General features: G+C 57.9%; 22 protein-coding genes. 15 read left to right on the plus strand and 7 right to left on the minus strand.

Annotation, left to right across the window (positions count from 1 at the left end; translation table 11 throughout):
- The 6 genes from VNL17_10265 to VNL17_10290 form a co-directional block, all read left to right on the plus strand.
- Nucleotides 1-473: S1 RNA-binding domain-containing protein (locus tag VNL17_10265; protein ID HXI84459.1), on the plus strand; the 473-nt coding region annotated here is incomplete at its 5' end.
- Between the two features lie 153 nt (nucleotides 474-626).
- The gene (locus VNL17_10270; GenBank protein ID HXI84460.1) at nucleotides 627-1,376 is read left to right on the plus strand and encodes a MotA/TolQ/ExbB proton channel family protein; all 750 of its coding nucleotides are present in this window, start codon (nucleotides 627-629) and stop codon (nucleotides 1,374-1,376) included.
- A gap of 7 nt (nucleotides 1,377-1,383) precedes the next feature.
- Complete coding sequence (locus VNL17_10275; GenBank protein HXI84461.1) at nucleotides 1,384-1,794, plus strand: biopolymer transporter ExbD; 411 nt, start codon at nucleotides 1,384-1,386, stop codon at nucleotides 1,792-1,794.
- A complete protein-coding gene (locus VNL17_10280) occupies nucleotides 1,791-2,219 on the plus strand; it encodes a biopolymer transporter ExbD (GenBank protein HXI84462.1) in 429 nt (142 codons plus the stop codon). The genes VNL17_10275 and VNL17_10280 overlap by 4 nt, the downstream gene beginning before the upstream one ends.
- A complete protein-coding gene (locus VNL17_10285; GenBank protein HXI84463.1) occupies nucleotides 2,216-4,102 on the plus strand; it encodes a tetratricopeptide repeat protein in 1,887 nt (628 codons plus the stop codon). Before VNL17_10280 ends, VNL17_10285 begins: the two co-directional genes overlap by 4 nt.
- Nucleotides 4,103-4,105: 3 nt before the next feature.
- Entirely contained in the window at nucleotides 4,106-5,686 is a 1,581-nt protein-coding gene (locus VNL17_10290; protein HXI84464.1) for a hypothetical protein, read from the plus strand.
- Here the strand turns inward: VNL17_10290 and VNL17_10295 are convergent.
- On the minus strand, nucleotides 5,683-5,994 hold the full coding sequence (locus VNL17_10295) for a ferredoxin family protein (protein ID HXI84465.1): 312 nt from the start codon (nucleotides 5,992-5,994) through the stop codon (nucleotides 5,683-5,685). The two genes, VNL17_10290 and VNL17_10295, sit on opposite strands and share 4 nt — an antisense overlap.
- Before the next feature lie 79 nt (nucleotides 5,995-6,073).
- On the opposite strand from VNL17_10295, the gene nth reads away from it, so the two are divergent.
- The gene (gene nth / locus VNL17_10300; protein ID HXI84466.1) at nucleotides 6,074-6,751 is read left to right on the plus strand and encodes an endonuclease III; all 678 of its coding nucleotides are present in this window, start codon (nucleotides 6,074-6,076) and stop codon (nucleotides 6,749-6,751) included.
- A complete protein-coding gene (gene bcp / locus VNL17_10305; GenBank protein ID HXI84467.1) occupies nucleotides 6,738-7,169 on the plus strand; it encodes a thioredoxin-dependent thiol peroxidase in 432 nt (143 codons plus the stop codon). The genes nth and bcp overlap by 14 nt, the downstream gene beginning before the upstream one ends.
- A 57-nt stretch (nucleotides 7,170-7,226) precedes the next feature.
- Here the strand turns inward: bcp and VNL17_10310 are convergent, their stop codons facing one another.
- Genes VNL17_10310 through serA form a run of 3 tightly spaced genes read right to left on the minus strand, consistent with a single transcriptional unit; the run spans nucleotide 7,227 to nucleotide 11,572 of the window.
- Nucleotides 7,227-8,939 (minus strand): 4-alpha-glucanotransferase, encoded by a 1,713-nt coding sequence (locus tag VNL17_10310; GenBank protein HXI84468.1) that lies wholly within the window; start codon nucleotides 8,937-8,939, stop codon nucleotides 7,227-7,229.
- Between the two features lie 57 nt (nucleotides 8,940-8,996).
- A complete protein-coding gene (locus VNL17_10315) occupies nucleotides 8,997-9,971 on the minus strand; it encodes a hypothetical protein (protein HXI84469.1) in 975 nt (324 codons plus the stop codon).
- Nucleotides 9,972-9,988: 17 nt separating this feature from the next.
- Entirely contained in the window at nucleotides 9,989-11,572 is a 1,584-nt protein-coding gene (gene serA / locus VNL17_10320) for a phosphoglycerate dehydrogenase (protein HXI84470.1), read from the minus strand.
- A 75-nt stretch (nucleotides 11,573-11,647) separates the two neighbouring features.
- Between serA and VNL17_10325 the strand changes: the two genes are divergently transcribed.
- The gene (locus VNL17_10325; GenBank protein ID HXI84471.1) at nucleotides 11,648-11,899 is read left to right on the plus strand and encodes a glutaredoxin domain-containing protein; all 252 of its coding nucleotides are present in this window, start codon (nucleotides 11,648-11,650) and stop codon (nucleotides 11,897-11,899) included.
- Here the strand turns inward: VNL17_10325 and VNL17_10330 are convergent.
- Nucleotides 11,880-12,347 (minus strand): phosphatidylglycerophosphatase A, encoded by a 468-nt coding sequence (locus VNL17_10330; protein HXI84472.1) that lies wholly within the window; start codon nucleotides 12,345-12,347, stop codon nucleotides 11,880-11,882. The two genes, VNL17_10325 and VNL17_10330, sit on opposite strands and share 20 nt — an antisense overlap.
- The gene (pgsA, locus tag VNL17_10335; protein HXI84473.1) at nucleotides 12,340-12,966 is read right to left on the minus strand and encodes a CDP-diacylglycerol--glycerol-3-phosphate 3-phosphatidyltransferase; all 627 of its coding nucleotides are present in this window, start codon (nucleotides 12,964-12,966) and stop codon (nucleotides 12,340-12,342) included. Before pgsA ends, VNL17_10330 begins: the two co-directional genes overlap by 8 nt.
- 189 nt (nucleotides 12,967-13,155) lie before the next feature.
- On the opposite strand from pgsA, the gene nusA reads away from it, so the two are divergent.
- From nusA to VNL17_10365, 6 genes are read left to right on the plus strand one after another with little or no spacing between them, the layout of a single operon-like run.
- Nucleotides 13,156-14,436, plus strand: coding sequence for a transcription termination factor NusA (gene nusA / locus VNL17_10340; GenBank protein HXI84474.1), 1,281 nt, complete (start codon nucleotides 13,156-13,158; stop codon nucleotides 14,434-14,436).
- On the plus strand, nucleotides 14,436-16,763 hold the full coding sequence (infB, locus tag VNL17_10345) for a translation initiation factor IF-2 (GenBank protein HXI84475.1): 2,328 nt from the start codon (nucleotides 14,436-14,438) through the stop codon (nucleotides 16,761-16,763). The genes nusA and infB overlap by 1 nt, the downstream gene beginning before the upstream one ends.
- Nucleotides 16,764-16,803: 40 nt before the next feature.
- Complete coding sequence (rbfA, locus tag VNL17_10350) at nucleotides 16,804-17,208, plus strand: 30S ribosome-binding factor RbfA (GenBank protein HXI84476.1); 405 nt, start codon at nucleotides 16,804-16,806, stop codon at nucleotides 17,206-17,208.
- Entirely contained in the window at nucleotides 17,150-18,184 is a 1,035-nt protein-coding gene (locus VNL17_10355) for a bifunctional oligoribonuclease/PAP phosphatase NrnA (GenBank protein HXI84477.1), read from the plus strand. Before rbfA ends, VNL17_10355 begins: the two co-directional genes overlap by 59 nt.
- Before the next feature lie 12 nt (nucleotides 18,185-18,196).
- Entirely contained in the window at nucleotides 18,197-18,922 is a 726-nt protein-coding gene (gene truB / locus VNL17_10360) for a tRNA pseudouridine(55) synthase TruB (protein HXI84478.1), read from the plus strand.
- A complete protein-coding gene (locus VNL17_10365) occupies nucleotides 18,922-19,857 on the plus strand; it encodes a bifunctional riboflavin kinase/FAD synthetase (protein ID HXI84479.1) in 936 nt (311 codons plus the stop codon). The genes truB and VNL17_10365 overlap by 1 nt, the downstream gene beginning before the upstream one ends.
- Nucleotides 19,858-19,875: 18 nt before the next feature.
- Here VNL17_10365 and VNL17_10370 read toward each other — a convergent pair whose 3' ends face one another.
- Complete coding sequence (locus VNL17_10370) at nucleotides 19,876-21,609, minus strand: alpha/beta hydrolase-fold protein (GenBank protein ID HXI84480.1); 1,734 nt, start codon at nucleotides 21,607-21,609, stop codon at nucleotides 19,876-19,878.
- Nucleotides 21,610-21,635 lie beyond the last annotated feature (26 nt).

Consider the following 21,635-nt stretch of genomic DNA (forward strand, 5'->3'; position numbering starts at 1 on the left):
CGGAACTCTCCAAGTACGCGCCGCGCATTACCGCCATTCACATCAACCCCGAGAAAATCGGCGCTGTCATCGGGCCGCAAGGCAAGGTCATCAAGGGCATCGTGGAAGCCACCGGCTGTCAGATCGACATCGAGGACGACGGCACGATTCACATCTTCTCAACGGACGGCGAAGCCGCCGACCGCGCCATCGAACAGATCAAGTCCATCACGGCGGAAGTCGAGGTTGGCAAGATCTATCGCGGCAAGGTCGTTGGCATCAAAGAATTCGGCGCCTTCGTCGAAATCATGCCCGACCGCGATGGTCTCCTGCACATCAGCGAAATTGCTGACCACCGCGTCAACAAGGTGGAAGACGTACTGAAACTCGGCGATGAAGCGTGGGTCAAGGTCTTGGGGATCGATGATCGTGGCCGTGTCAAACTCAGCCGCAAAGCCGCAATGGCCGAGAAAGACGTGGAAGCGAAAGCCTGAGTACCTTTCCCGGGTGATTCTTGGACGCGGCTGATGGCCCGCGAGATGGGGGATTCGTCGCGCACACTCGTGCGGGAAAGTGTTTGCCATGTTCACCACGAGTACCTATAAACGCGGCGATGTTGTCGGCGTTTCTAACTGGAGGTCACCACCATGCGGTTGCTACCCGCTAAAGCGTCCCGAATTGGGTTCCGCATCTTCCTGGCAGTCTTGATCGGCCAGGCTTGGCCGGCGCTCGCGCAGGAAGCCGCTGGCTCCGCAACAGCCACCGTGCAGAAAACTGCCTTCGAAATGATCTGGTCGGTCGCGAGGACCCCGCCGTATGTGTTCTTTGTTCTTGTCGCTTGTTCGATTCTGACAGTGACATTGATCATCGAGCGGTTCATGTACTATCGCGACGCGACCGGCAACGCCGAGGAATTGATCCGGAAAATCAAACATGCGGGCTCGCTCGCGGAAGCGCTCACCGCCATCAACGATGCGCCGGGCGTTGTCGCCCAGGTGATTCGCGCCACGATCCAGGCCTCCCGCAACGGCTGTCCTCCCGAACAAATCGAAGGCGTCGCGCAAAGCGCGGCGACCAGGGAACAGATCTCCATGGAAAAGTTCCTCCCCCAACTCGATTCCATGGTGACCCTCTGCCCGTTGCTCGGGCTGCTGGGCACAACCATCGGGATGATCAAATCCTTCAGCATCGTGGCCGCCATCGGCATGAGCGATCCCAACAAGCTGGCTGGCGGGATTTCCGAGGCGCTAATCAACACCGCAACCGGCCTGGCGGTGGCAATTCCCGCGCTCTTTGCCTACAACTATTTCACCGGCAAAAAGGAGGCCATCCTCATGGACACGGAGCGGAGCCTCGCCGAATTGATGGTCATCCTCAAGTCCTCCACCCCGCGCTGAGCCGCCCATGAAGCTCAAGCGCCGCCAAATCAAGCGGGGACGGATTGAGATCATCCCGATGATTGACACGATCGTCATCCTGCTGATCTTTTATATGAGCTTCTCGCGGTTCGCGGAGCTCCAGCGTGATGCGAGTATCAAACTGCCGCAATCCGTCGTGGGCGCCGACTTCACGCAATCCCCCAACCAGATCATCGTCAACATGGGTTCCTCCGACAACGTGACGGTGGCCGGTCATCGCTACAAAATTGGTGAACTGTCAAATCTGCTCAGCCACATGAAGACGACGGATCCGGGCCTGAACTCGTTGATCCTGCGCGGCAGCCGTGACATGAACTACAAGGACCTTAGCGCCTTCCTCAAGGTCTGCTCCAGGGCCGGCATTGCCGACGTGACGTTCGCGACATTGGAAAAATGAGACTCAAACGTCGAGCAGTGAAGCGCGGTCGCGTCGAGATTATCCCGATGATCGACACGATTCTCATCCTGCTGATTTTCTACATGACCTTCTCCACGTTCAACAAGCGCGAGAAGCGCATCGACACCAAGTTACCGCTCGTCAGCGCCAGAATCGCTCCCACACAGGTGCCGCTCGACATTATCCTACACGTCAAGGACAAGGACACCATCCTCGTCAACGATGCCAACACCTACGACATTGTCAGTCTTCGCGACACCCTGATGCAACTGGTCGCACTCGGCCAGGACACGACTGTCGTCATCGAGGGCGATCCCGATACCAGCTACCAGGATGTGATCAGTGTCCTGGATGCCTGTGCGCAAGCGCACCTGCGCAAGGTCGCCTTCCGGCCACTCGCTGAAAATGTTGCTTCCGCCCAATGAGCACAGCCTGCAACTCCACTTGCCTCCTGTCCTGCCTGGCAGCGTTGCTGCTAAGTGCGACTCCATTGTTGGCACAAGAGCCCGAATCCGCTACCGAAAAGGCCTTCCATGACGCACAGCAGTTGTACCACGATGGCAAGCTTCCCGAAGCGCTCACTGCCTTTCAACAGTTCGAGACCCAGTACAAGTTGAGCGCATCCGTTCCACAAGCAATTTACCTTCAGGGTTGGTGTTGGGCCGGCCTTCATCGATATCAGGAGGCTATCGACACCTTCGTCCGCCTCATCAAAGCAGACCCGGCTGCTCCTATCATTCCTCAGGCAATCCTGCAGGAGGCCGAGTGTTTCCAAGCATCGAAGAATTACCCGAAGGCCATCGATCTTTATCGTCAATTTGAAACACAGTATCCGCAGCACAAACTGATGCTGGGTGCCATGCTCGGTGAGGCCTGGGCGCTCCTTCGGCAGAATGATTTGAAAGCTTCGAAGGTCGTCGTGCAAAGGATACGATCGCAATTCCCCGATGACACCGAAGCCTCCGTTGGCACGTTGTTAATCCTCGGCCAGATCTCGACCACGGAAAAGAACTACGACGACGCTGAGAAAGTTTATCAGCAACTCGCGGCGAGCCACCACCCACGCGCTGCCCAAGGACTCTACCTCGCTGGCGAGGCCATGTTCGAAGCCAGGCGGTACACGAATGCCATCGCCTACTATGAACGCTTCCTTTCCACATCCGAGGCGGTCCCCGCTGTTCGTGCGCTGATTGCTTTCCGCATCGCCACTTGCTACTACGACCTCCAGAGTTTCGCCCGCGCTCGCGACAACTTCACGGCATACCTGCAACAGTATCCTACCGACGAGCGGATGCCTGATGGGTTGTTCCGCCTCGGCCGCTCTTATTTCCAGCTGTCCCAAAACACCAACGATCCCACGACGGTCCACGAAAACCTGACCAACGCGGTGAAGAGCTACGAACTGATCCGCTCGAAGTTCCCGAAGAGCGGGCTGGTGCCGGAGGTTACCTTCCAACTCGGCTATCTCTACGCCTATCTCGGCGCAGAGGGTATTGACAGGTCAGTCACTTCGTTCCAAGAATTTGTAAACCGTTGGCCCGACAACCAGCTCGTTCCGGAAGCCCTCTACCAGATCGCTCGCAATGAAGCGGTGAGGTCGCACTTTGATGCCGCCATCCGGGCCTATCGGCGACTCATCGACAAATATCCGAATCATGATCTCACACCGTTCGCTGTTCAGGAGATTGCCGCCGTGTATGACGCTGTTGGTAACGATATGTTCCGGAAAGAACGTTTTGCCCAGGCACGGGATGCCTTCCAAAAGTCTCTCGCGCTTGATCCGAAAGACCCGCGCACGACATCGCTTGCCCGGTTTGGTTTCGCGGAGGCATGCTTGCGTCTGAACCGGCTTGATGACGCGGAAAAAGCCTTCAATCAGGTGCTCACTGCCGACCCACAGAACACTGCCGCCCAATTGGATCTCGCGAAGGTTTACCTGGCGCAAGCCAACTCTTCCACCAACGCCAAGGCAGTCGACCTCCTCAACAAAATCATGGCCAGCAGCAAGGGCGAGAGCGCCAGCGAGGCCGCGTTCCTGCTCGGCAACTACTTCTTCAACCTCCGGGACAATGAGAAGGAAAACAAGAAGACCGCTCTCCCGTACTATCTGCGCGTGGCCTTGCTGACCAGCGGCCCGCGCGGCGAGGAAGCGTCGTTCCGCAGCGGACAATGCCATCAGGTCCTGGGCAATACGGATGCGGCCCGCAGCGCATTCCAGGCGTATCTACGTCGCTTCCCCGCTGGAAGGTTTAGTGGCAATGCGCAGCAGGAATTGGCAGTGCTGCCTGCATCCCCACCGCAATCCTAAGCGATGAAAGCCATCACGAGCAAATTCCCGGCGTGGTTGACGGCGCAAACGCGTCTTATGCGGTTCTTCATCATTGCGCTATTGCTCCATGCCGCTTTGCTGGCTGTTCTGGGATCAATCAGAATTGTGGCCATCCTGCCGAATGTCGTCGCCTCGTTTGAAGCCGCCTCCCTGCCGCCACCCGTATCTGATAAGGAGCCCGACAACCCCAATGCCGCGTATCGTGATTTCGAATACAAAGGTGCGACGGTCGGCGGTGGTGGCGGAACACCGGGCAAAGGCGCCGGCGGTGTACCCGCCGCCGGTAGCACGCCGGAAACCTACAAAGCCCACATCTTGACCCCGTCCGCAGAAGCGAACCAGGATAACGCTGCCGAGGTCATCGGCGTGATGAGTGAGGCAGCCACCGCGATTGTTCGCCCCGTGGGCAATCCCAGCGACATGGGCCTGGCATCACCGGTTGGCATGGGGGAAACGAAGATCGGCACCGCCGGAGTCATGGGACCCGGCGGCGGGAACTTCGGCGCGCGCATGGGCCCGCAACGCGCGATGAATCTCAACAAGTTTCAGGGCAGCGCCGAGACTGAAAGGGCCGTCGTGTCAGCTCTCCGTTGGCTGAAGGCCAACCAGGAAAGGGCCGGCTCGTGGAAATGCGGCCAGAGCGCCCCGGCGGGCACGGCACTCGCCACACTCGCGTTCCTGGGACATGGCGAAACTCCGGATTCAACGGAGTTCGGTCAGGCCGTTAGCAAGGGCCTGTTGTATCTGGCGCAACATATTGATACCAACGGGCTCGTTAGCGGCGTAAACCAGGACTACGTCGGCTACGGCTATTCGCAAGGTCCGGTCGTCCTCGCGCTATCGGAAGGCTACGCGATGACACAATCACCGATTCTCCGAAAACCGCTCGACCGGGCCCTCCAAGCCGTCTTTCGCGGACAGGCGGCGCCAAAAACCCGGCCTCAAGATGTCGGTGGATGGCGCAACCAGTCGCAGCCCAATGACTCGGATGTATCGGTTACCGGATGGATGGTTCTGGCCCTGAAGTCAGCCCAGGCCGCCGGCGTTGAAATTCCCCAAGCCGTGTTCGACAAAGCCGCGCAGTATCTCTGGAACATGTACGACACGAAAAACCCGGGCTTCGGCTACCAAAAACCGGAGCGTTACCCATCCATGACCGCCGTCGGCGTCTTGTGCCAGCAGTTCCTCGGCAACGAAAACGACCTCCGCATCAAGGCCTCTCTGGATTACCTGCGCGAACAGAAGGTCGACTGGGAAAAAACCGAAGGTGATTTCATCCTCTACGGTTGGTACTACATGACCCAGGCAATGTTTCAGGGAGGCGGCCCGTATTGGGAATACTGGAACAACGAGATTCGCGACACGATGGTGAAGAACCAACAACGTGACGGACGCTGGCTGCCGCCCCCGCACAGCAACATCGAAACCCGGGAACTCGCCAACACACCCGCCTACTCCACCGCACTGGGCGCGCTGATTCTCGAAGTCTATTACCGCTACCAGCCGATCGACCAACTTGTCGGGTCATCAGGCAAAGGCAGATCGGAAGCCGCGCACGACTAGGGTTTGCGCGCGCCCGGCTTGCACTCGGGCTTGTCCTTGCCCAGTGGCTCCTTCTTGACAGTAATGTTAGCTGCACCGGCACATTTGTCGCGGTTTTCGGCGATGAAGCTGTTCCACTTTGCCGGCAGGTCGCTCTCGGTGAAAATCGCCTCCACGGGACAGACCGGAACGCACGCCGTGCAGTCGATGCACTCATCGGGATGGATATACAACCGATCGTCGACTTCGTAAAAACAGTTGACGGGACAAACCTCCACGCAATCGGTGAATTTGCAACCGATACAGGGTTCAGCCACAACATGCGCCATAATCGCTCTCTCCTCTTCCTCTTTGAAATATTCGCGGTGAAACTGAGTGCGTCCTTACAGCTATGCTATACTGCGAACCGTGGGCGTTGCCAAGAGCAAATTATTGCCGCGTTGCCGCAGCATCCTCCGTCGCCTGCGGACCGCATACCCTGAAGTCCGCTGTGCGCTGCGTCACGACAACCCGCTTCAACTTCTCGTCGCGACGATCCTCAGCGCACAGTGCACAGACGCACGGGTGAATCTCGTCACCCCCGCGCTTTTCAAGCGTTATCGTACCGCCGTCGACTTCGCCACCGCGCCGTCAGCCGAACTGGAGTCGCTGATTCGCAGCACCGGCTTTTTCCGCAACAAGGCACGCTCCATCCGCAACTGCTGCCAGGGCATTGCGGCAAAGCATGGCGGCAAAGTACCCGACACGCTCGCTGAACTCATCCAACTCGACGGCATCGGTCGCAAGACGGCCAACGTCGTCCTCGGCGTCGCTTACGGCAAAGCGGAAGGCATCGTGGTGGATACACACGTCATGCGTCTCTCGCGCCGCCTGGGACTGACCCGGCAAACGACTCCCGAAAGGATTGAACAGGCTCTGATAAAAGTGGTTCCAAAGAGAGACTGGATTGATTTCTCCCATCTGCTAATTTGGCACGGGAGAAAACGCTGCACCGCGCGCCGCCCGGATTGCATCCTATGTGAAGTGGCGGATTTATGCCCGAAAATTGGCGTGAAACGTAAAGGAGACCGTAATGAAAGAACTTAAGGAAGGCGATACCGCCCCGTCGTTTCTCGAATTGGCGGCCAACAAAGGTTCAACCGTTGTCGTTTATTTCTACCCCAAGGATTTTACACCGGGCTGCACGACCGAAGCGTGTGAGTTCCGCGACCTCTACGAGAAAATCCAGGACAATGATGCCGTGGTCATCGGCATCAGCCCCGATTCACCCGAGTCGCATGAGAAATTCATCGCCGAGCATGGGCTCCCCTACTCGCTTGTCGCCGACGAAGACCACCAAATAGCCGAGGCGTACGGCGTCTGGAAGGAGAAATCGATGTACGGCAAGAAGTACATGGGCATCGAACGCAGCACGTTTGTCATAGGCCCCGATGGCGCGCTTAAAAAGATCTTCCGCAAAGTTAAAGCCCCCGGTCACGCGGGAGCGGTACTGCAAGCAATCTAGATTCAAAAAGTTGATCGAGCAGACGCCGTCTTCAGAAGCTATCACCCCGAAATAGCTTTACGGCAGCCGGTGGCTTTCTTTCACCAGCTTGGCGCACATTTGCGTCTTGTGGAGGAGGTGCGGATCTTTGTCCAGTTCGGCCACGGTTTTATCAAGGCGGTAGGACCAGTTCCCTTCGCTGACCGCGCCGGGAACATTGAACCGTCCTTCGCTGCCGAAAACGTCGGTGATCATGAACACAGCGAGCCAGGAATTGGAGTTGAGCACGCCGCGCAGGATGAGTTGATGGATGTGATCGTTGAACTCGCGCGGGGGCGCTTCCTGTTCCGCACCACAGTACTTCATCCACCGCTTCAGATCCCATCGTGCCCCGTCGTCACCACCATCAGCTTTCTCCCATAATTCGCGCCACATGCTCACAATGGGAGGGTGGTCGTGAGTCGCGGGCGTGGCCAGCGACAAACGCGGGTAAGTCTTGCCATCAACAAAAGCGTAATCCTTCTCGCGCAAAAAGTGTGGAATTTTGTAACCGGGAATTCTCAAGTGATCCAGCGTCAGCGGGACGTACGGCGGCACGACACCGAGATCTTCTGCGACGACGGCCGTATCGCCCGCTGCCTCCAGCACCATCGCCAGTAGTTCCTCGCCTTGTTTCTGGTTGAACTTCGCTCCCGCGGGAGTGTCATCGGCGTTCGGTTGAAAATGTGGCACACGACCGCCGGTGCGTTTCACGGCTTCCTCCTCGGTCAGGGGCAGGAATTTTCCGTTTTCCTTGGGTGGCCATGGGAATGAGTAAATGCGGAAGAAACCGAGCACATGGTCGATGCGGAAAAGGTGGAACACCTTGTGGATATTGCCGCAGCGGATGCGCCACCAATCATGGTTGCGCTCGCGCGAAACCTCCCACTTGTACAGCGGAATGCCCCAATTCTGCCCCCATTTCTCGGTAAACGGATCGACCTTGAAAACCTTCTCAGGTGGACACCCGCCACTCCAGGCAAGGTCGAAGATGGCACGATTGCCCCAAACATCGGAACTGTAGCGGTTGACGCCGAAGGGGATGTCACCCATCAGGTACACTTTCTTCTGCGTGCCGTGCTCCTTGACCTTCTGCCATTGATCGTAAGCGATCCATTGGACGTACGCGCAAAAGAGGATGCGCTCGGCGTACGCATCGCGCTGCCGTGGCGACAACGACAGGAACCATGACCACGCCTTCTTCGGGTTCTGGCGATCCACCGGCCATTCGTCCCACGTGGGCCAGTCGTGGTAATCCTCCATCAACACGCGAAACATCGCGTAGTCGGAAATCCAGTCCCCATTCTCGCCCAAGAACGTGCGAAACCCCTCACTACGCTCAGTTTTATTGTTCCAGTGCTCCGCAAGGAACGCCTCAAACGCCGCGCGTAGTAGCGCGCGTTTCAGTTCCTTCACCTTCGTATATTTCACCGCACCCGCGCGCAGTTCCTTGAGCAACTCCGACTTCGCAATCTCCTTGAATTTCGCTGCCGACAAATCCGGAATATACTTCGGTGAGATGGCGATCGTCGTTGGGTCGAGCGCCATCGAACTGATGGCATTGTACGGCGAGTTGTCGTCGCTGGTTTCATTGATCGGCAGCACCTGCAACATGCTGAACCCATGCTTGTGACACCAATCGATCATCTGGTTCACACCTTCGGTGTCGCCAATGCCCAGGTCCCCCTCAGTCCGAATCGCAAACACGGGGCAAAGGATACCCGCAAGCTTTTTATCGGGAGAGAGCTTCATCAAGATCTAGCGGTATACTTCACGTCGATGCCCCACTGCAAGAATTACAATCGAGATTCACAGTTGTTCTGAGGTTAACGCGTCCACGAATGCAGGTATTGGCTCGCCATCGTAAACGAACTGCTGATTGATGGAAGGATTGTTGAACACAGCCGCAAACCTTTCAATGATTTCTGGATTCTTATCAACCACGTACACGGCCGGCGAACCGTTTTTGGTATTTGTCGCCAAAAAATAGCGCATTTCAAGGTCGGTAGGGGGCAAAGAGTATCCGAGGACAAAAACTCTCTTCGCAGCTTGAAGTGCATAGCTCGCTCTGGTCCAAAGTTGATGCACAGTTTCGTGCCGCAAATAATTTCCTTTATTAAATCGCGGCGGAACGATCAGAGGTGCTTTGTCGGCGATTGATGCTACCATAGGATCTTCAGGAGCAGGTGTTTGACTCCAGCCCGTATATGGAATGTAATAAATTGTTTCTCCCCTAGCGAACTCACTGCCAGAGTAGAACCAACTACCTGATCCGTGTAGCTTAAATAGGCGGAACGTTGACGTGTGCTTTGCAGCGAGAACGGCGCCGAGGCGCTGTCCGGAGGGGGTGAGTGGAACAGGGTATAGATTGCCAGTCTTTATCCCTAATGATGCTGCGCATCTCTCCACCAACGAATCGTAATTGAGCGTGAAGACCGACACCGAATTTGTACGCCAGTATTCGACTAATTGTGTAAACCAAGTAGGACATTCGTAGCCGACGGCTATTTCTTCGCGTACAAACAAACGATTCTTGATAGCGCCTAACGCATCAAGGCCAAGTGCCCGATTTCGTAAATTCTCTGCTTCCATCAGCCAGGGATGATCTTCCAATAAAAAGGACAACCACAACTCTAATTCCCGTCGGAATAGGTCACAAATTGCAGGCCTTCTGTTATTGGCCAGCCAGAACTTCTCGACTTCGTCCGACAGTTCCGGAAGCAAAAGCATTTGGGAAAATATAGCCTTCGAAAAGCCTGCTCCCAAAATGAATACGTCGCTCATCTTCAAGACTGGTGCAACTACAGCTTCGCCACCTTCACGTCGAAGATGTCCTTGTCCTTGCGGATTTCAGAAAGGAGAGCGTCGCTGGGCGCGCTGTCGAGATTTAGCACCGTCAATGCCTGCCCGCCTTCCTTGTCGCGACCGAGGGACATGCTGGCGATGTTGACACCGTGCTTGCCCATGATCGTGCCGATCCAACCGACGATGCCCGGCCGGTCCTTGTTGCTCATCATGAACAATACACCGTGCGGTACCACCTCGACCGGCATGTCGTTAATGCGGACGATACGCGGATTGTTCGCCGAACCGTAGAACGTGCCGGACACGCTCGCGACCTGCCCCTCCACAAACGCGCGGACGTTGATCAGCTCTGCATAATCAATCGGCTCATTGCTCTTCACTTCGCCGACACGAATGCCAAGCGTTTGCGCGATGACAGGCGCGTTGACGTAATTCACATCGCCGCCTTGGGCGTTTTCGAGGAAACCTTTCAGGACCGCCCGCCCAATCGGGCCGCTCTCCAACTCTCCCGCCTTGCCGCAAAACTCAATCGCAAGTCGCTCGATACGCTGCGGTGCGATCTGCGCCAAGAGCCGACCCATCTTCTCGCCGAAGGTCAGGTAGGGTTGCAGCACCGCCAGCACTTTCGCGTCGATGGTCGGCATATTCACGGCGTTGCGGATGGTGCCACCCGCCAACACATCGGCAATCTGCTCAGCAACCTCCACACCGACCGATTCCTGCGCTTCCTGCGTCGATGCCGCGAGATGCGGCGTCATCACGACCTGCGGCAATTCCAGCAGCGGCGAATCCTTAGGCGGCTCCTGCTCATAAACGTCGAGCGCCGCGCCGCCAACCTTGCCGCCTTTGATGGCGTCGTACAAATCCTTCTCGTTGATGATGCCGCCGCGCGCGCAGTTGATCAGCCGCACGCCATCCTTCATCTTCGCAATCGTATCTTTGTTGATCATCCCGCGCGTCTGGTCGGTCATCGGGACATGCACCGTAATGAAATCTGAGCGCGAGTAGATCTCATCGAGTTCCACGACTTCAACCTGCAGTGCCTTCGCGCGGCTCAGGCTCAGGAACGGATCATACGCCAACACGCGCATCCCAAACGCAATCGCCCGCCGCGCCACCTCCGTGCCGATGCGCCCCATGCCAATAACGCCAAGGGTCTTGTTGTAGAGTTCAGTGCCTTCAAAGGATTTGCGGTCCCACTTCCCCGCCTTCATCGATGCGTGGGCCTGCGGAATACTACGAGCCAGCGCCATCATCATGGAGAACGTGTGCTCTGCCGTGGAGATCGTGTTGCCGCCGGGCGTGTTCATCACGATGATGCCCCGACGCGTCGCTGCGTCCACATCGACGTTATCAACGCCAACACCGGCCCGCCCGACAACGCGGAGTTTCTTCGCGGCTTCGATGACGCGTTTGTTCACCTTGGTCTGGCTGCGAACGACCAGCGCGTCGTATTCGCCAATGATTTCGCAAAGCGCGTCCTCTTTCAGGCCAACGTTTTCGTCAACCTGGAAAGCCTTGTTGGCACGCAGCAATTCGACGCCACGTTTTGAGATTGGATCAGCAATCAGGATTTTCATGAGTTTACACGCAACCGCAAGGTTGCAAACGGCATCCAATCTGCGATGTTAGCGGGCGTTTCACAAGGAAAAATCATGCGGGACGTCAAACTTTACTCGCGTAACTGGTGCGGCTGGTGCGTCGAAGCCAAAAACTACTTGAAGGCGCATGGCATCCCATTTACCGAAATCGACGTGGGTCGCGACCCGTCTGCCGACGACGAGATGCAACGTATTTCCGGCCAGAGTTACGTGCCTACCATCGTCGTGGATGGTCACGTGCTCGCCAACTTCGACACCGGCCAACTCGAGAAGTTCCTCGCGAAACTCAATGCCTCGTCAAACTGACCAGGTACACAACCAAATGCGTCCCCGCGCACGCGTAGGCGGCTGCCAGTAGATCGTCCAGAACGATTCCGATTCCCCCCGAAAAACTCTCCGCGTCGCCCACGGGCGGTGGCTTCCAGATGTCGAACAGGCGAAACAGCGCAAAGGCCACAACGACATGCCACCAATGCGCGCCCAAACCGATCATCGCCAGAGGTAGCGCCACAATCTCGTCGATGACAACACTCGGTGGGTCGGGATGATGCATCAATTCCGCCGCTGCACCCGCGCACCATACGGCCAGCGCGACGGCCAGTACCAGCAGCAGACCGCGCAGCCACAGATGATGCGTTTGGTTCAGTGCCCACCAGAAGCCGACCCCAACCAGCGAGCCTGCCGTCCCGGGTGCCGCCGGCAGATAACCGATCCCGAAACCCGTCGCCAGGAATTTAACGAGTCGGTCACGCATCGTGAAGGAAGCGTTCTCCGTTCTTGTAAAAATAGACGATGCCCGAGAGAAGTGTCAGCCCGACGGTCCACAGCATCAGCCCAAACGCTGTCCGTGAAAAAATTATGTTGAATCGCTGATAGTCCGTGCCAAAGCAATTCCAGTCCTCACGGGCGGCCAATCCGAGCAGGATGATAATGATCGTCACCATCTGCGAGATGGTCTTGTGTTTACCCAGCCACTCGGCGCGAAGCACGACGCCCTGTTGGCTGGCCACCAACCGTAGCCCCGTGACCAGGAAATCCCGCGCGACGATCACCAGCGCCATCCACGCCTGGACCAACGGCACGCCGGGCCGGTAGCTGGGCTGCTCGATAAAGCAGATGAAAGCTGCCGTCGTCAGGATTTTGTCGGCCAGAGGGTCCAACAACATGCCAAAATTCGTCTCCACCTTGTACCGGCGCGCGTACCAGCCATCCAACCAGTCCGTCAGGCTCGCCACGATGAAGATGATCAGCGCCGTCGTCTTCCCAAACGGGAAGTGCGACCGCAGCCAGCCGGCGGGCGGCAACAGCAGCGCCATGACGAAATAAACGGTCAGGACGATGCGCGCGACTGTCAGCCTGTTCGGCAGATTCATTGGCCGCGCATTGTAAACGCCCGCTGCGCCAGAAAACAAGCCCGCTGCGCCCGGCCCTGAATGGGCTTGACCGACTTCCGCGATTCCCCTATATTTTAAAGGTAGATTTTGGCGGCATGGAACCAGTGGGTCAAAAACCCACTTTTTTGTTCCCTGAAAGGCTCCTGCCGACGAGGATACGGAACGCTTATGAGCGGTGAATTAATAGTAGCGGTAGAATATTTTCAGCGCGAAAAAGGCATCGACAGGGAAATCCTGTTCGAGGCGGTCGAGCAGGCTTTGCTGCAGGCCTCCAAGAAAAGTGTCGGTCCCGCGCGCGATCTCCGCATTGAGATCGACCGCAAGACAGGTGTCATTCGAGCACTCGCGAAGCAATTGGTCGTCGAGAACGTCGTCAACAAGCATGATGAAATCTCGTTGACGGACGCCCGCCGCCGTTTTCCCAACGCCCAACTCGGCGAGAACATCGAAATCGAGGTCACCCCGCAGAATTTTGGCCGAATCGCCGCGCAAACCGCCAAGCAGGCCATGCTCCAGCGCATTCGCCAGGTCGAAAAGAACATGGTGTTCGAGGAGTTCAAGGGTCGGGCCGGCGACATCCTCTCCGGCACCGTGCGCCGTTTCGAGCGTAGCGACGTCATCATCGATCTCGGCAAAATCGAGGGCATCATGCCCAGCCGGGAGCGTGTGCCCACGGAGGAATACCAGCCCGGCGACCGCATTCGCGCGTACACACTGAGCGTCGAGAACGCCTTGCACGGCCCGGAGATTGTTCTTTCCCGCAGCCATCCTGATTTCGTCCGCAAACTTTTTGAACTTGAAGTCTCGGAAATCGCCGATAAGACGGTCGAAATCAAAGGCATCGCGCGCGAAGCGGGTTATCGCACGAAGATTGCCGTCCTGTCGCACGACGAAAAGGTCGATCCCGTTGGCGCCTGCGTCGGCATGCGCGGAATGCGCGTGAAAAACATCGTGCGCGAACTCAGCGGCGAGAAGATCGACATCATCCGTTGGGACCCGAATGTTCGGCAGTATGTTAACAACGCGCTGGCCCCGGCCAAGCTGCGAAATCTTGTCATCGACGAAGCGCGTCATTCGGTTAAAATTATCGTCGATCCCGACCAGCTTTCGCTGGCGATTGGCAAGAAGGGTCAGAACGCGCGCCTGACCGCCAAACTGACCAGTTGGAACATCGAGATCGAGAAGGAAGAGACCGCCGAACTCGGCTTCGAAGAAAAAGTAGCGCGAGCGGTGCAGGAAATCATGACGATCCAGGGCATCGATCGCGAGACCGCCGAGGTCCTGGTCAAAAGCGGTTTCCATTCACTCGAAGCATTGCTCGCTGCGGATTTGAACGATTTGACCGATATTCTGGGTGCCGAGAAAGCGGCGGCGGCGCAGCAGGCCGCCAATGCGGAGCAGGAACGGCGTGAAGCCGCCCAGCCCGCGGAGGGTGAACCAAAGGCGTAATGAGTATTCGCGTACACGAGTTGGCAAAACGTTGCGGCCTTTCGAACAAGGACATGATCGAAAAGCTGCATGCGATGAATTATCCCGTAAAGAGCCACTCGAGCACCGTCGACAAGATCACGGCCGAGTCGATCGAGAAGGAATACGGATACGTCGCACCGACACCGCCTCCACCGCCCGCACCAGAAGCGCCCGTCACCCCGGCCGTTACACCCGCGGCGATCGCAACGGAGAAAACCGACGGCGCCGCGACGGTTGCCACAGTCCCGGCTCCCGTGCCCGTTGCTGAGCCGCCAAAGACGATTCCGGAAACGGCCCAGCCGGCACCGCCAAAGGTTGTTGTTCCGCCGGCAACCTTTCAGGCGCCAGCGCCTGTCGCCGCTCCGAAACCTCCGGCGCCGGCTCGGCCCGCGCCCACACCGCAGCCAACGGTAAAGATTACGACGGCGCACCGGCCGGTAGCACCACCTGCTCCGGCACCGCGACCCACTTCCCCCGCACCCGCGACGCCGGCACAGCCTGCGTTCATCCTGGACGACAAGGGCAACAAAGTGGTGCAGATGAAGCCGCCCGTGATCGTGCGCGACCTGGCTCAGCGCATTGGCATCAAGTCGCACGTCCTCCTGGCCGAGTTGATGACGATGAACGTTTTCGCGAACCCTTCCGAGAGCATTGGCGAAGACATCGCGCGCAAGATTTGTGAACGTCACGGCTTCCTCTTCGAACTGGAAAAACGCGAACGAGGCGCCGGCATGGTTCACGCCCCGCCCAAGAAGGTTGAACCGCTCGAGGTGGGAGAACAAGCCAGCGACTTGATGCCGCGACCACCGGTGGTAACCGTCATGGGCCATGTCGACCATGGCAAGACCTCGCTCCTCGACGCGATCCGGAAAACAGACGTTGTCGCCCATGAAAGTGGCGGGATCACACAACACATTGGCGCGAGCGTTGTCTCACTGCCAGACGGCAAGTCCATCACGTTTCTCGATACGCCGGGCCACGAGGCCTTCACCAAGATGCGCGCGCGCGGCGCGAATGTCACCGACATCGCGATCCTCGTCGTCGCCGCGGATGATGGCATCATGCCGCAGACCATCGAGGCCCTCAATCACGCCAAGGCCGCCCAGGTTCCGATCCTCGTGGCCATCAACAAATGCGATTTGCCGACCGCCAACCCTGACCGGGTGAAGAAACAGTTGCAGGAGCACGGTCTCAGTCCCGAGTCCTGGGGCGGCGAAACCATTACCGTCGAAGTCTCCGCAACAACGAAGAAGGGCATCGACACCTTATTGGAGATGATCCTGTTGCAAGCCGAGATCATGGAGCTGAAGGCCAGCCCGAAAGTTCCGGCGAAAGGCAACGTGATCGAGGCGCAGATTGAGCCGGGCATGGGACCGACCGCCACCGTGCTGGTTCGCAAAGGCACGCTGCGGGTCGGGGACGGTATCGTGTGCGGCCCGTTCTGGGCGAAGATCCGTGCATTGATCAACGATAAGGGCCAGCGCATCAAGGAGGCCCCGCCCTCGACGCCGGTAAAGATTGTCGGGCTCTCGGGCCTCCCGGATGCCGGCGCGGAGTTTAACGTCATGAAGAACGACAAGGAAGCCCGCGCCCTCAGCGAACAACGCGAACTCGAAGCGCGGGGCGCGATGCTGGGACAGGCCCGCGGCTCACGGCTCGAAGATCTCTTCACGCAATTCAAGGACGGCGAGCGGAAGAAACTGAACCTCGTCCTCAAGGCCGACGTGCAAGGCTCGCTCGAGGCCATTGCCGATTCACTCGGCAAACTGAAGAGCGAGAAGATCGAACTCGAAATCATCCATGGCGCGGTTGGCAGCATCACCGAAAATGACGTCCTACTCGCCAGCGCTTCATCCGCTGTCATCATCGGGTTTCGTGTAAAACCAGAGAGCGGCGTCACGGACGCGGCGAAGCACGAGGACGTGCAAATCAGACTGTACACGATCATCTATGAGTTGATCGAACAGGTCGAGGAATCGATGGAAGGGCTGCTGGAGCCCGATTCAAAGGAAATCGTGATCGGGCACGCGGAAGTGCGGAAGGTATTCGAGCTATCCAAGGGACCGGCGGTAGCGGGGTGTGTTGTCACCGATGGCCGCATCGCGCGGAGCGCACGGGTCCGCCTGCTGCGCCGCAAGGCTGTACAGTATGAGGGACGTATCTCGAGTCTCAAACATTTTCAAGACGACGTCCGGGAGGCGAAAGCCGGGTCGGAGTGTGGCTTGCGGCTGGAGAATTTCCCCGGAATCCAGGAGGGCGACATCCTGGAGTGTTACACGGTCGAAAAAGTCGCGGCGAGTCTGTAACCGATAACTCAACCGCCCAACGCGGAGGACGAAACACGGAATGATTCAGGTCGTGTCGCCCGCTCTTCTCCTTCCCGGGGCCATCATTACCATGAGCAGTCATCGAATTGAACGAGTCTCTGAATTGGTCAAACGCGAGGTCAGCCAGATCGTGCTGGAGTTGAACCTCGCCGATTGCGGTTTCGTCACGATCACCGCCGCGAAGATCAGCCCCGACCTCAAGGAAGGGCGCATTTATATGAGCGTGATCGGTTCGGCGGAACAGAAGCAACGTGCCCTTGATACACTGGACCGCCGGCACGGCCACATCCAGCACGAGTTGGCACACCGCATCGTCCTCAAATACACGCCGCGACTGAAGTTCTTTCTCGACGAAACCGAGGCGCATGCCAGCCACATTGAGCATCTGCTCGACGAACTTGGAAGCGAACCAGCCGATGAGTGATGCCTGCCAACAGATTTGCGAGTTGCTGCGGAGCCAGAAGACGTTCCTGGTGCTCACCCACTACCGCCCCGACGGTGACGCGGTGGGCTCGCAGTTGGCACTCCTCCTCTTGCTGCAGGATCTCGGCAAGACCGTCGAAGCCTGGAATGACGACGAGGTGCCCGCGAAATTCCGTTTTCTGCCACATGCCGGTCGGATCACTCGGCCGCCAGCCGAGCCGAAGGATTTCGATGTCGTTATCGCCATTGACACGTCCACGTGGCAGCGGGTTGGTTCAGCAGCCCAGCGTATCCGCAACAAGAAGCACTTCATCAATATCGACCATCACGTCAGCAATGAGAAGTTCGCTGAAATTAACTGGATTGTGCCCGAAGCACCCGCGGCCGGGCAAATCGCCTACGATTTAATCAATCGGGGCAGCTTCACGTTGACGAAGGAAATCGCAACGTGCCTGTTCGCGGCCATTTCGACGGACACGGGTTCTTTCAGCTACACCGGCACGACCTCCGAATCACTCCGTGTCGCTGCCAAACTGGTCGATACGGGAATCAATGTCGGCGAGATTTGCCGCCAGGTCTACGAAAGCTATCCGTATGCGCGGCTTATGCTGTTGCAAAAGGCGCTCGCGCAACTCCAACTGACCGACCACAAGCGCATCGCCTACACGTGGGTCACGGTCGAGATGTTCGAGGAGTCCGGAGCCAAGCGCGAGGACACGGAAGGGTTGATTGACTACGCCCGCGCGATTGAAGGCGTCATTGTGGCTCTGCTTTTTGAGGAGATGGCCGAGCCGGGCAAGATCCGCATTAGTCTGCGCTCGAAGCATGCGCAGATCGACGTGAACTCCATCGCCCGCCGCTTCGGTGGCGGTGGTCACCGCGAAGCTGCCGGCGCGCGTCTCTCGGGCGAACCGCATGAGATCGAGCGCAACGTGCTTGCGGCCGTGAGCGAAGCGCTGGCTGCGGCAAAACTCTAATTCCCCGGCCCCATGCAACCGCAGCTTTCACCATTCGACGGCGTACTCTTGATCGACAAGCCCGCAGGCATGACATCACATGATGTTGTGGATCGCGTGCGCCGCCATTTTGGGTTCAAGAAGGTGGGCCATTGCGGCACGCTGGACCCGGCGGCGACGGGCCTGCTAATCCTCGTCCTCGAACGTGCGACCAAGCTGCAGGACCGTCTGATGTCAGATGACAAGGCCTACGAAGGCGCCATGATCCTCGGCGTTTCGACGGATTCGCAGGATGCCGACGGTGAGGTCATCGCTGAGAAACCGGTGCCACCGCTCACCGCGAAAGACATTGAGGAGGTCCTGGCCAAATTCCGCGGCGACATCCAACAGATTCCGCCGATGGTCAGCGCGGTCAAGCATCAGGGCACGCCTCTCTATAAACTGGCGCGCAAAGGCAAGACGGTCGAGCGCAAGCCGCGGCTCATTCACATCTATGATCTCCGCGTTCTCGGGCTCGAGCTGCCACGCATCACGTTTCGCGTGGCGTGCACGAAGGGCACGTACGTGCGAACGATCTGTTCGGACGTCGGCGACCTGCTCGGCTGCGGCGCGCATCTCCACGAGTTGCGGCGCACGCGGTCCGGCAAGTTCGATGTGAACGAAGCCCACCAACTCCAGACAGTTTTGACACTCACGCGCGAAGAATTGAAATCGCTCATCATCCCGATCCTGAAGTTTGTCGGTTCCAGTGCCGCCTGATGCAAATTTTCCGCACATTTGAAGAACTGGCGAAGCACTCCCAAAAAGTGTGTTTGGCCATTGGCGTGTTCGATGGTGTCCATCTGGGCCATCAGCGCGTGATCGGACAGGCGGGCGATGATGCGCGAGCGGCTGGCGGCACGTCGGTCGTGTTGACCTTTGATCCCCACCCGCTCCGCGTTCTGCAACCCGATAAGGCCCCGTTGCTGCTGACTTCCACCGAGCATAAATTGACGCTTTTGGAGAAGCTCGGTGTGGACGCATGCCTGCTGCTCACATTCGACAAGCCATTCTCGCTTACCCCGCCGGAAAACTTCGTCGATACGGTCGCGCGTCAGACAAATCACCTCCAGGAGATTTGCGTCGGGACTCGCTTTCGCTTCGGCCACGATCGCGCGGGCGACGTGCGGTTGATGGAGGCCCTCGCACCGCATTACGGTTTCGTTGCCAAGGAAATTAAATCCGTCATGCTCGGCGAAGAGATGATCAGTTCGACGGCGATTCGGCAGCACGTCCTGGGTGGTCGTCTGGATCGCGCCGCGGCGATGTTAGGACGAACATTCTCAATCCTCGGCACCGTCGAATCCGGCGACCAGCGCGGACGCGAGTTGGGGTTCCCGACCGCGAATCTGAATCCCCACAACGAAGTTCTCCCACCCGATGGTGTATACGCCGTGCGCGTGGTTGTCGGCGAGGAACAATTCGGTGGCGTGGTCAATATTGGCGTACGGCCTACCTTCGCGGGGATGGAGCCGCGCCGAACACTGGAAGTGCACATCCTCGATTTCGCGCGAGAACTCTACGGCCAGAATATTGAGGTTCTTTTTCTGTCGAAATTGCGCGACGAGCAAAAGTTCGTCTCGGCGGAAGCGCTGAAGATGCAAATCGCCGCCGACGTCTGTGAAGCCCGCAAAGTCCTGGCACGGCAGCCATGACCCGGTCACCGCGCCTCGTCAATTCGGCCAATTTGGGACAGTCGATTCGCGCACGCGAAGGAAATGAAACGTGTTGCTGACGCCGACGCTTGGATAGTTCCACAAGAGAGGCTCCGGTACAGGCGTGATGAAGAGGTCGCTCCATGTCATCGAACTCGAATACTGCTCACTCGTGACACCTTGCACCGCGTACCTTCGCAATCGATAACTCGTCCAGGTCACCACATTGCTTGGGCCTGCGAGTTGTAGATTCGTAATCCGCGGCGGCGTAGCGGCATCCAGAACCGTATCCGGCTCATCGCTGGTCGGGAACAGGAAGGTGAAGCAGCGCGGCGAACGGGCATTCCACCACTGTTCATTGTGCCAATGGCCGTAGCCAATCGTGTGATCCAGATCGAGATTGAAGGCGTAACCGTTCTGCATAAGTTTATCACGCTCGCCGACGGTCGAGAGTAAATCATCGCTGGAGCCGACCGTGCCCTGCGCATCCATGTTGCCGCTATCGAGGTAGATGCGAATCGGCCGCTTCGAATCCGGCGCGGGAATCGGGAAACAAATATCAAACGAGGACGACATGGCTCCGATTTTGTGAAACGTGCCCGAACGTTGCCAACCCAGATACGCAGAGATCAAGCCGCCGAGAGAAGACCCAAGCACACCCGTATCATCCGGGTCGGGTAGCGTCCGGTAATTAGCGTCGATGATCGGCTTCAGTTCATCGACCAACAGGGAGGCGTACTTGTCGCCGCGTGGTGTGTTGCACTGGCTGTAGGTACAGCCGGGCGGTGCGTATTCACAGAACCGATCGCTCGAATTGTCCACTCCGACGATGATTGTTTCGCGCATTTTGCTGAAGCGGATCAAGTTGTTGGCGTTGGTATCCGCGTTCCAGCACCCGAACGGCCCCATTCCGAGAAACAGATTCTGCCCGTCGTGCATATACAACACGGGGTAGCGCTTCGCCGTATTCTCATTATAGCCGCGTGGCAGATAAACGCGGATCGTGCGACTGGCGAGGTTCGTGGAGTTCAACGTAAAAGTCTCAACCCGGTTCGTGCTCACAAACGGCGGCGGCCAATAGTTGTATACCTGTCCGTCCTGCACGAACATCGCATCCAGCGGTGTCTCGTAGTTGCGCCCGCCGATCCCGTCCGGATTGTCGTAGTGGCCCTGGTTGTCAGTGAACACAAATACCAAATTCGTCTCACCGGCGCGGTTGATGGCATCCGCGCGCCATAGTTTCTCGGTGCCGCCGCGCCCTGGTCCGACTGCCAGCATGGGTTGAACGACGAAATTCGCTGTCGCGGTGTTCGAGTACAATAGCGAAACGCTTGACCAACTTGAGTAATAAAAAACCGTCTTGCCGCTCCACGGCGCCGCAGGCCCGGCGGGCGTTGAACCCGTGCGATTCGCGCCGGGCTCGTACGTGCCGTTGCTCGGATTGCTGTAACACGTCGCGCAGTCGCCGCGTTTCACAAACTTGTACTCGTAGCTTGTGCCTTGGAGGATGCCAATGCTTACGGACCAGGTGCATACAGATCCGACACAACTATTCGGCACCAGCTTGATGGCGTTGATCATGTTTGAGTTGGACAACTGCGGGATGTTGCCCAACACGAACATGCTGCTGCCAAGCGTCGTGTTCGTAGTGATCTGAAAGGTGACCGGAATATCGGCAGGACCTGCGAACGCAAACGCGCTGCCCATCAACAATCCCAAGCCGAGAGTAATTCCCCGCAGCATCCTGACCATAAGCTTGCTGGCAGGCTAGCAAAAGC

This window comes from Verrucomicrobiia bacterium (assembly GCA_035577545.1).
Classification (GTDB): domain Bacteria; phylum Verrucomicrobiota; class Verrucomicrobiia; order Palsa-1439; family Palsa-1439; genus Palsa-1439.

Bases quoted from the DNA above. Each gene is read 5' to 3' on its own strand.
- VNL17_10290 (HXI84464.1), top strand. From the start codon at position 4,106: ATGAAAGCCATCACGAGCAAATTCCCGGCGTGGTTGACGGCGCAAACG.
- VNL17_10285 (HXI84463.1), top strand. From the start codon at position 2,216: ATGAGCACAGCCTGCAACTCCACTTGCCTCCTGTCCTGCCTGGCAGCG.
- serA (HXI84470.1), bottom strand. From the start codon at position 11,572: ATGAAAATCCTGATTGCTGATCCAATCTCAAAACGTGGCGTCGAATTG.
- truB (HXI84478.1), top strand. From the start codon at position 18,197: ATGCAACCGCAGCTTTCACCATTCGACGGCGTACTCTTGATCGACAAG.
- VNL17_10330 (HXI84472.1), bottom strand. From the start codon at position 12,347: ATGCGTGACCGACTCGTTAAATTCCTGGCGACGGGTTTCGGGATCGGT.
- VNL17_10315 (HXI84469.1), bottom strand. From the start codon at position 9,971: ATGAGCGACGTATTCATTTTGGGAGCAGGCTTTTCGAAGGCTATATTT.
- rbfA (HXI84476.1), top strand. From the start codon at position 16,804: ATGATTCAGGTCGTGTCGCCCGCTCTTCTCCTTCCCGGGGCCATCATT.
- VNL17_10295 (HXI84465.1), bottom strand. From the start codon at position 5,994: ATGGCGCATGTTGTGGCTGAACCCTGTATCGGTTGCAAATTCACCGAT.
- VNL17_10270 (HXI84460.1), top strand. From the start codon at position 627: ATGCGGTTGCTACCCGCTAAAGCGTCCCGAATTGGGTTCCGCATCTTC.
- VNL17_10325 (HXI84471.1), top strand. From the start codon at position 11,648: ATGCGGGACGTCAAACTTTACTCGCGTAACTGGTGCGGCTGGTGCGTC.
- pgsA (HXI84473.1), bottom strand. From the start codon at position 12,966: ATGAATCTGCCGAACAGGCTGACAGTCGCGCGCATCGTCCTGACCGTT.
- VNL17_10275 (HXI84461.1), top strand. From the start codon at position 1,384: ATGAAGCTCAAGCGCCGCCAAATCAAGCGGGGACGGATTGAGATCATC.
- VNL17_10355 (HXI84477.1), top strand. From the start codon at position 17,150: ATGCCAGCCACATTGAGCATCTGCTCGACGAACTTGGAAGCGAACCAG.
- infB (HXI84475.1), top strand. From the start codon at position 14,436: ATGAGTATTCGCGTACACGAGTTGGCAAAACGTTGCGGCCTTTCGAAC.
- bcp (HXI84467.1), top strand. From the start codon at position 6,738: ATGAAAGAACTTAAGGAAGGCGATACCGCCCCGTCGTTTCTCGAATTG.
- VNL17_10280 (HXI84462.1), top strand. From the start codon at position 1,791: ATGAGACTCAAACGTCGAGCAGTGAAGCGCGGTCGCGTCGAGATTATC.
- VNL17_10370 (HXI84480.1), bottom strand. From the start codon at position 21,609: ATGGTCAGGATGCTGCGGGGAATTACTCTCGGCTTGGGATTGTTGATG.
- nusA (HXI84474.1), top strand. From the start codon at position 13,156: ATGAGCGGTGAATTAATAGTAGCGGTAGAATATTTTCAGCGCGAAAAA.
- VNL17_10365 (HXI84479.1), top strand. From the start codon at position 18,922: ATGCAAATTTTCCGCACATTTGAAGAACTGGCGAAGCACTCCCAAAAA.
- VNL17_10310 (HXI84468.1), bottom strand. From the start codon at position 8,939: ATGAAGCTCTCTCCCGATAAAAAGCTTGCGGGTATCCTTTGCCCCGTG.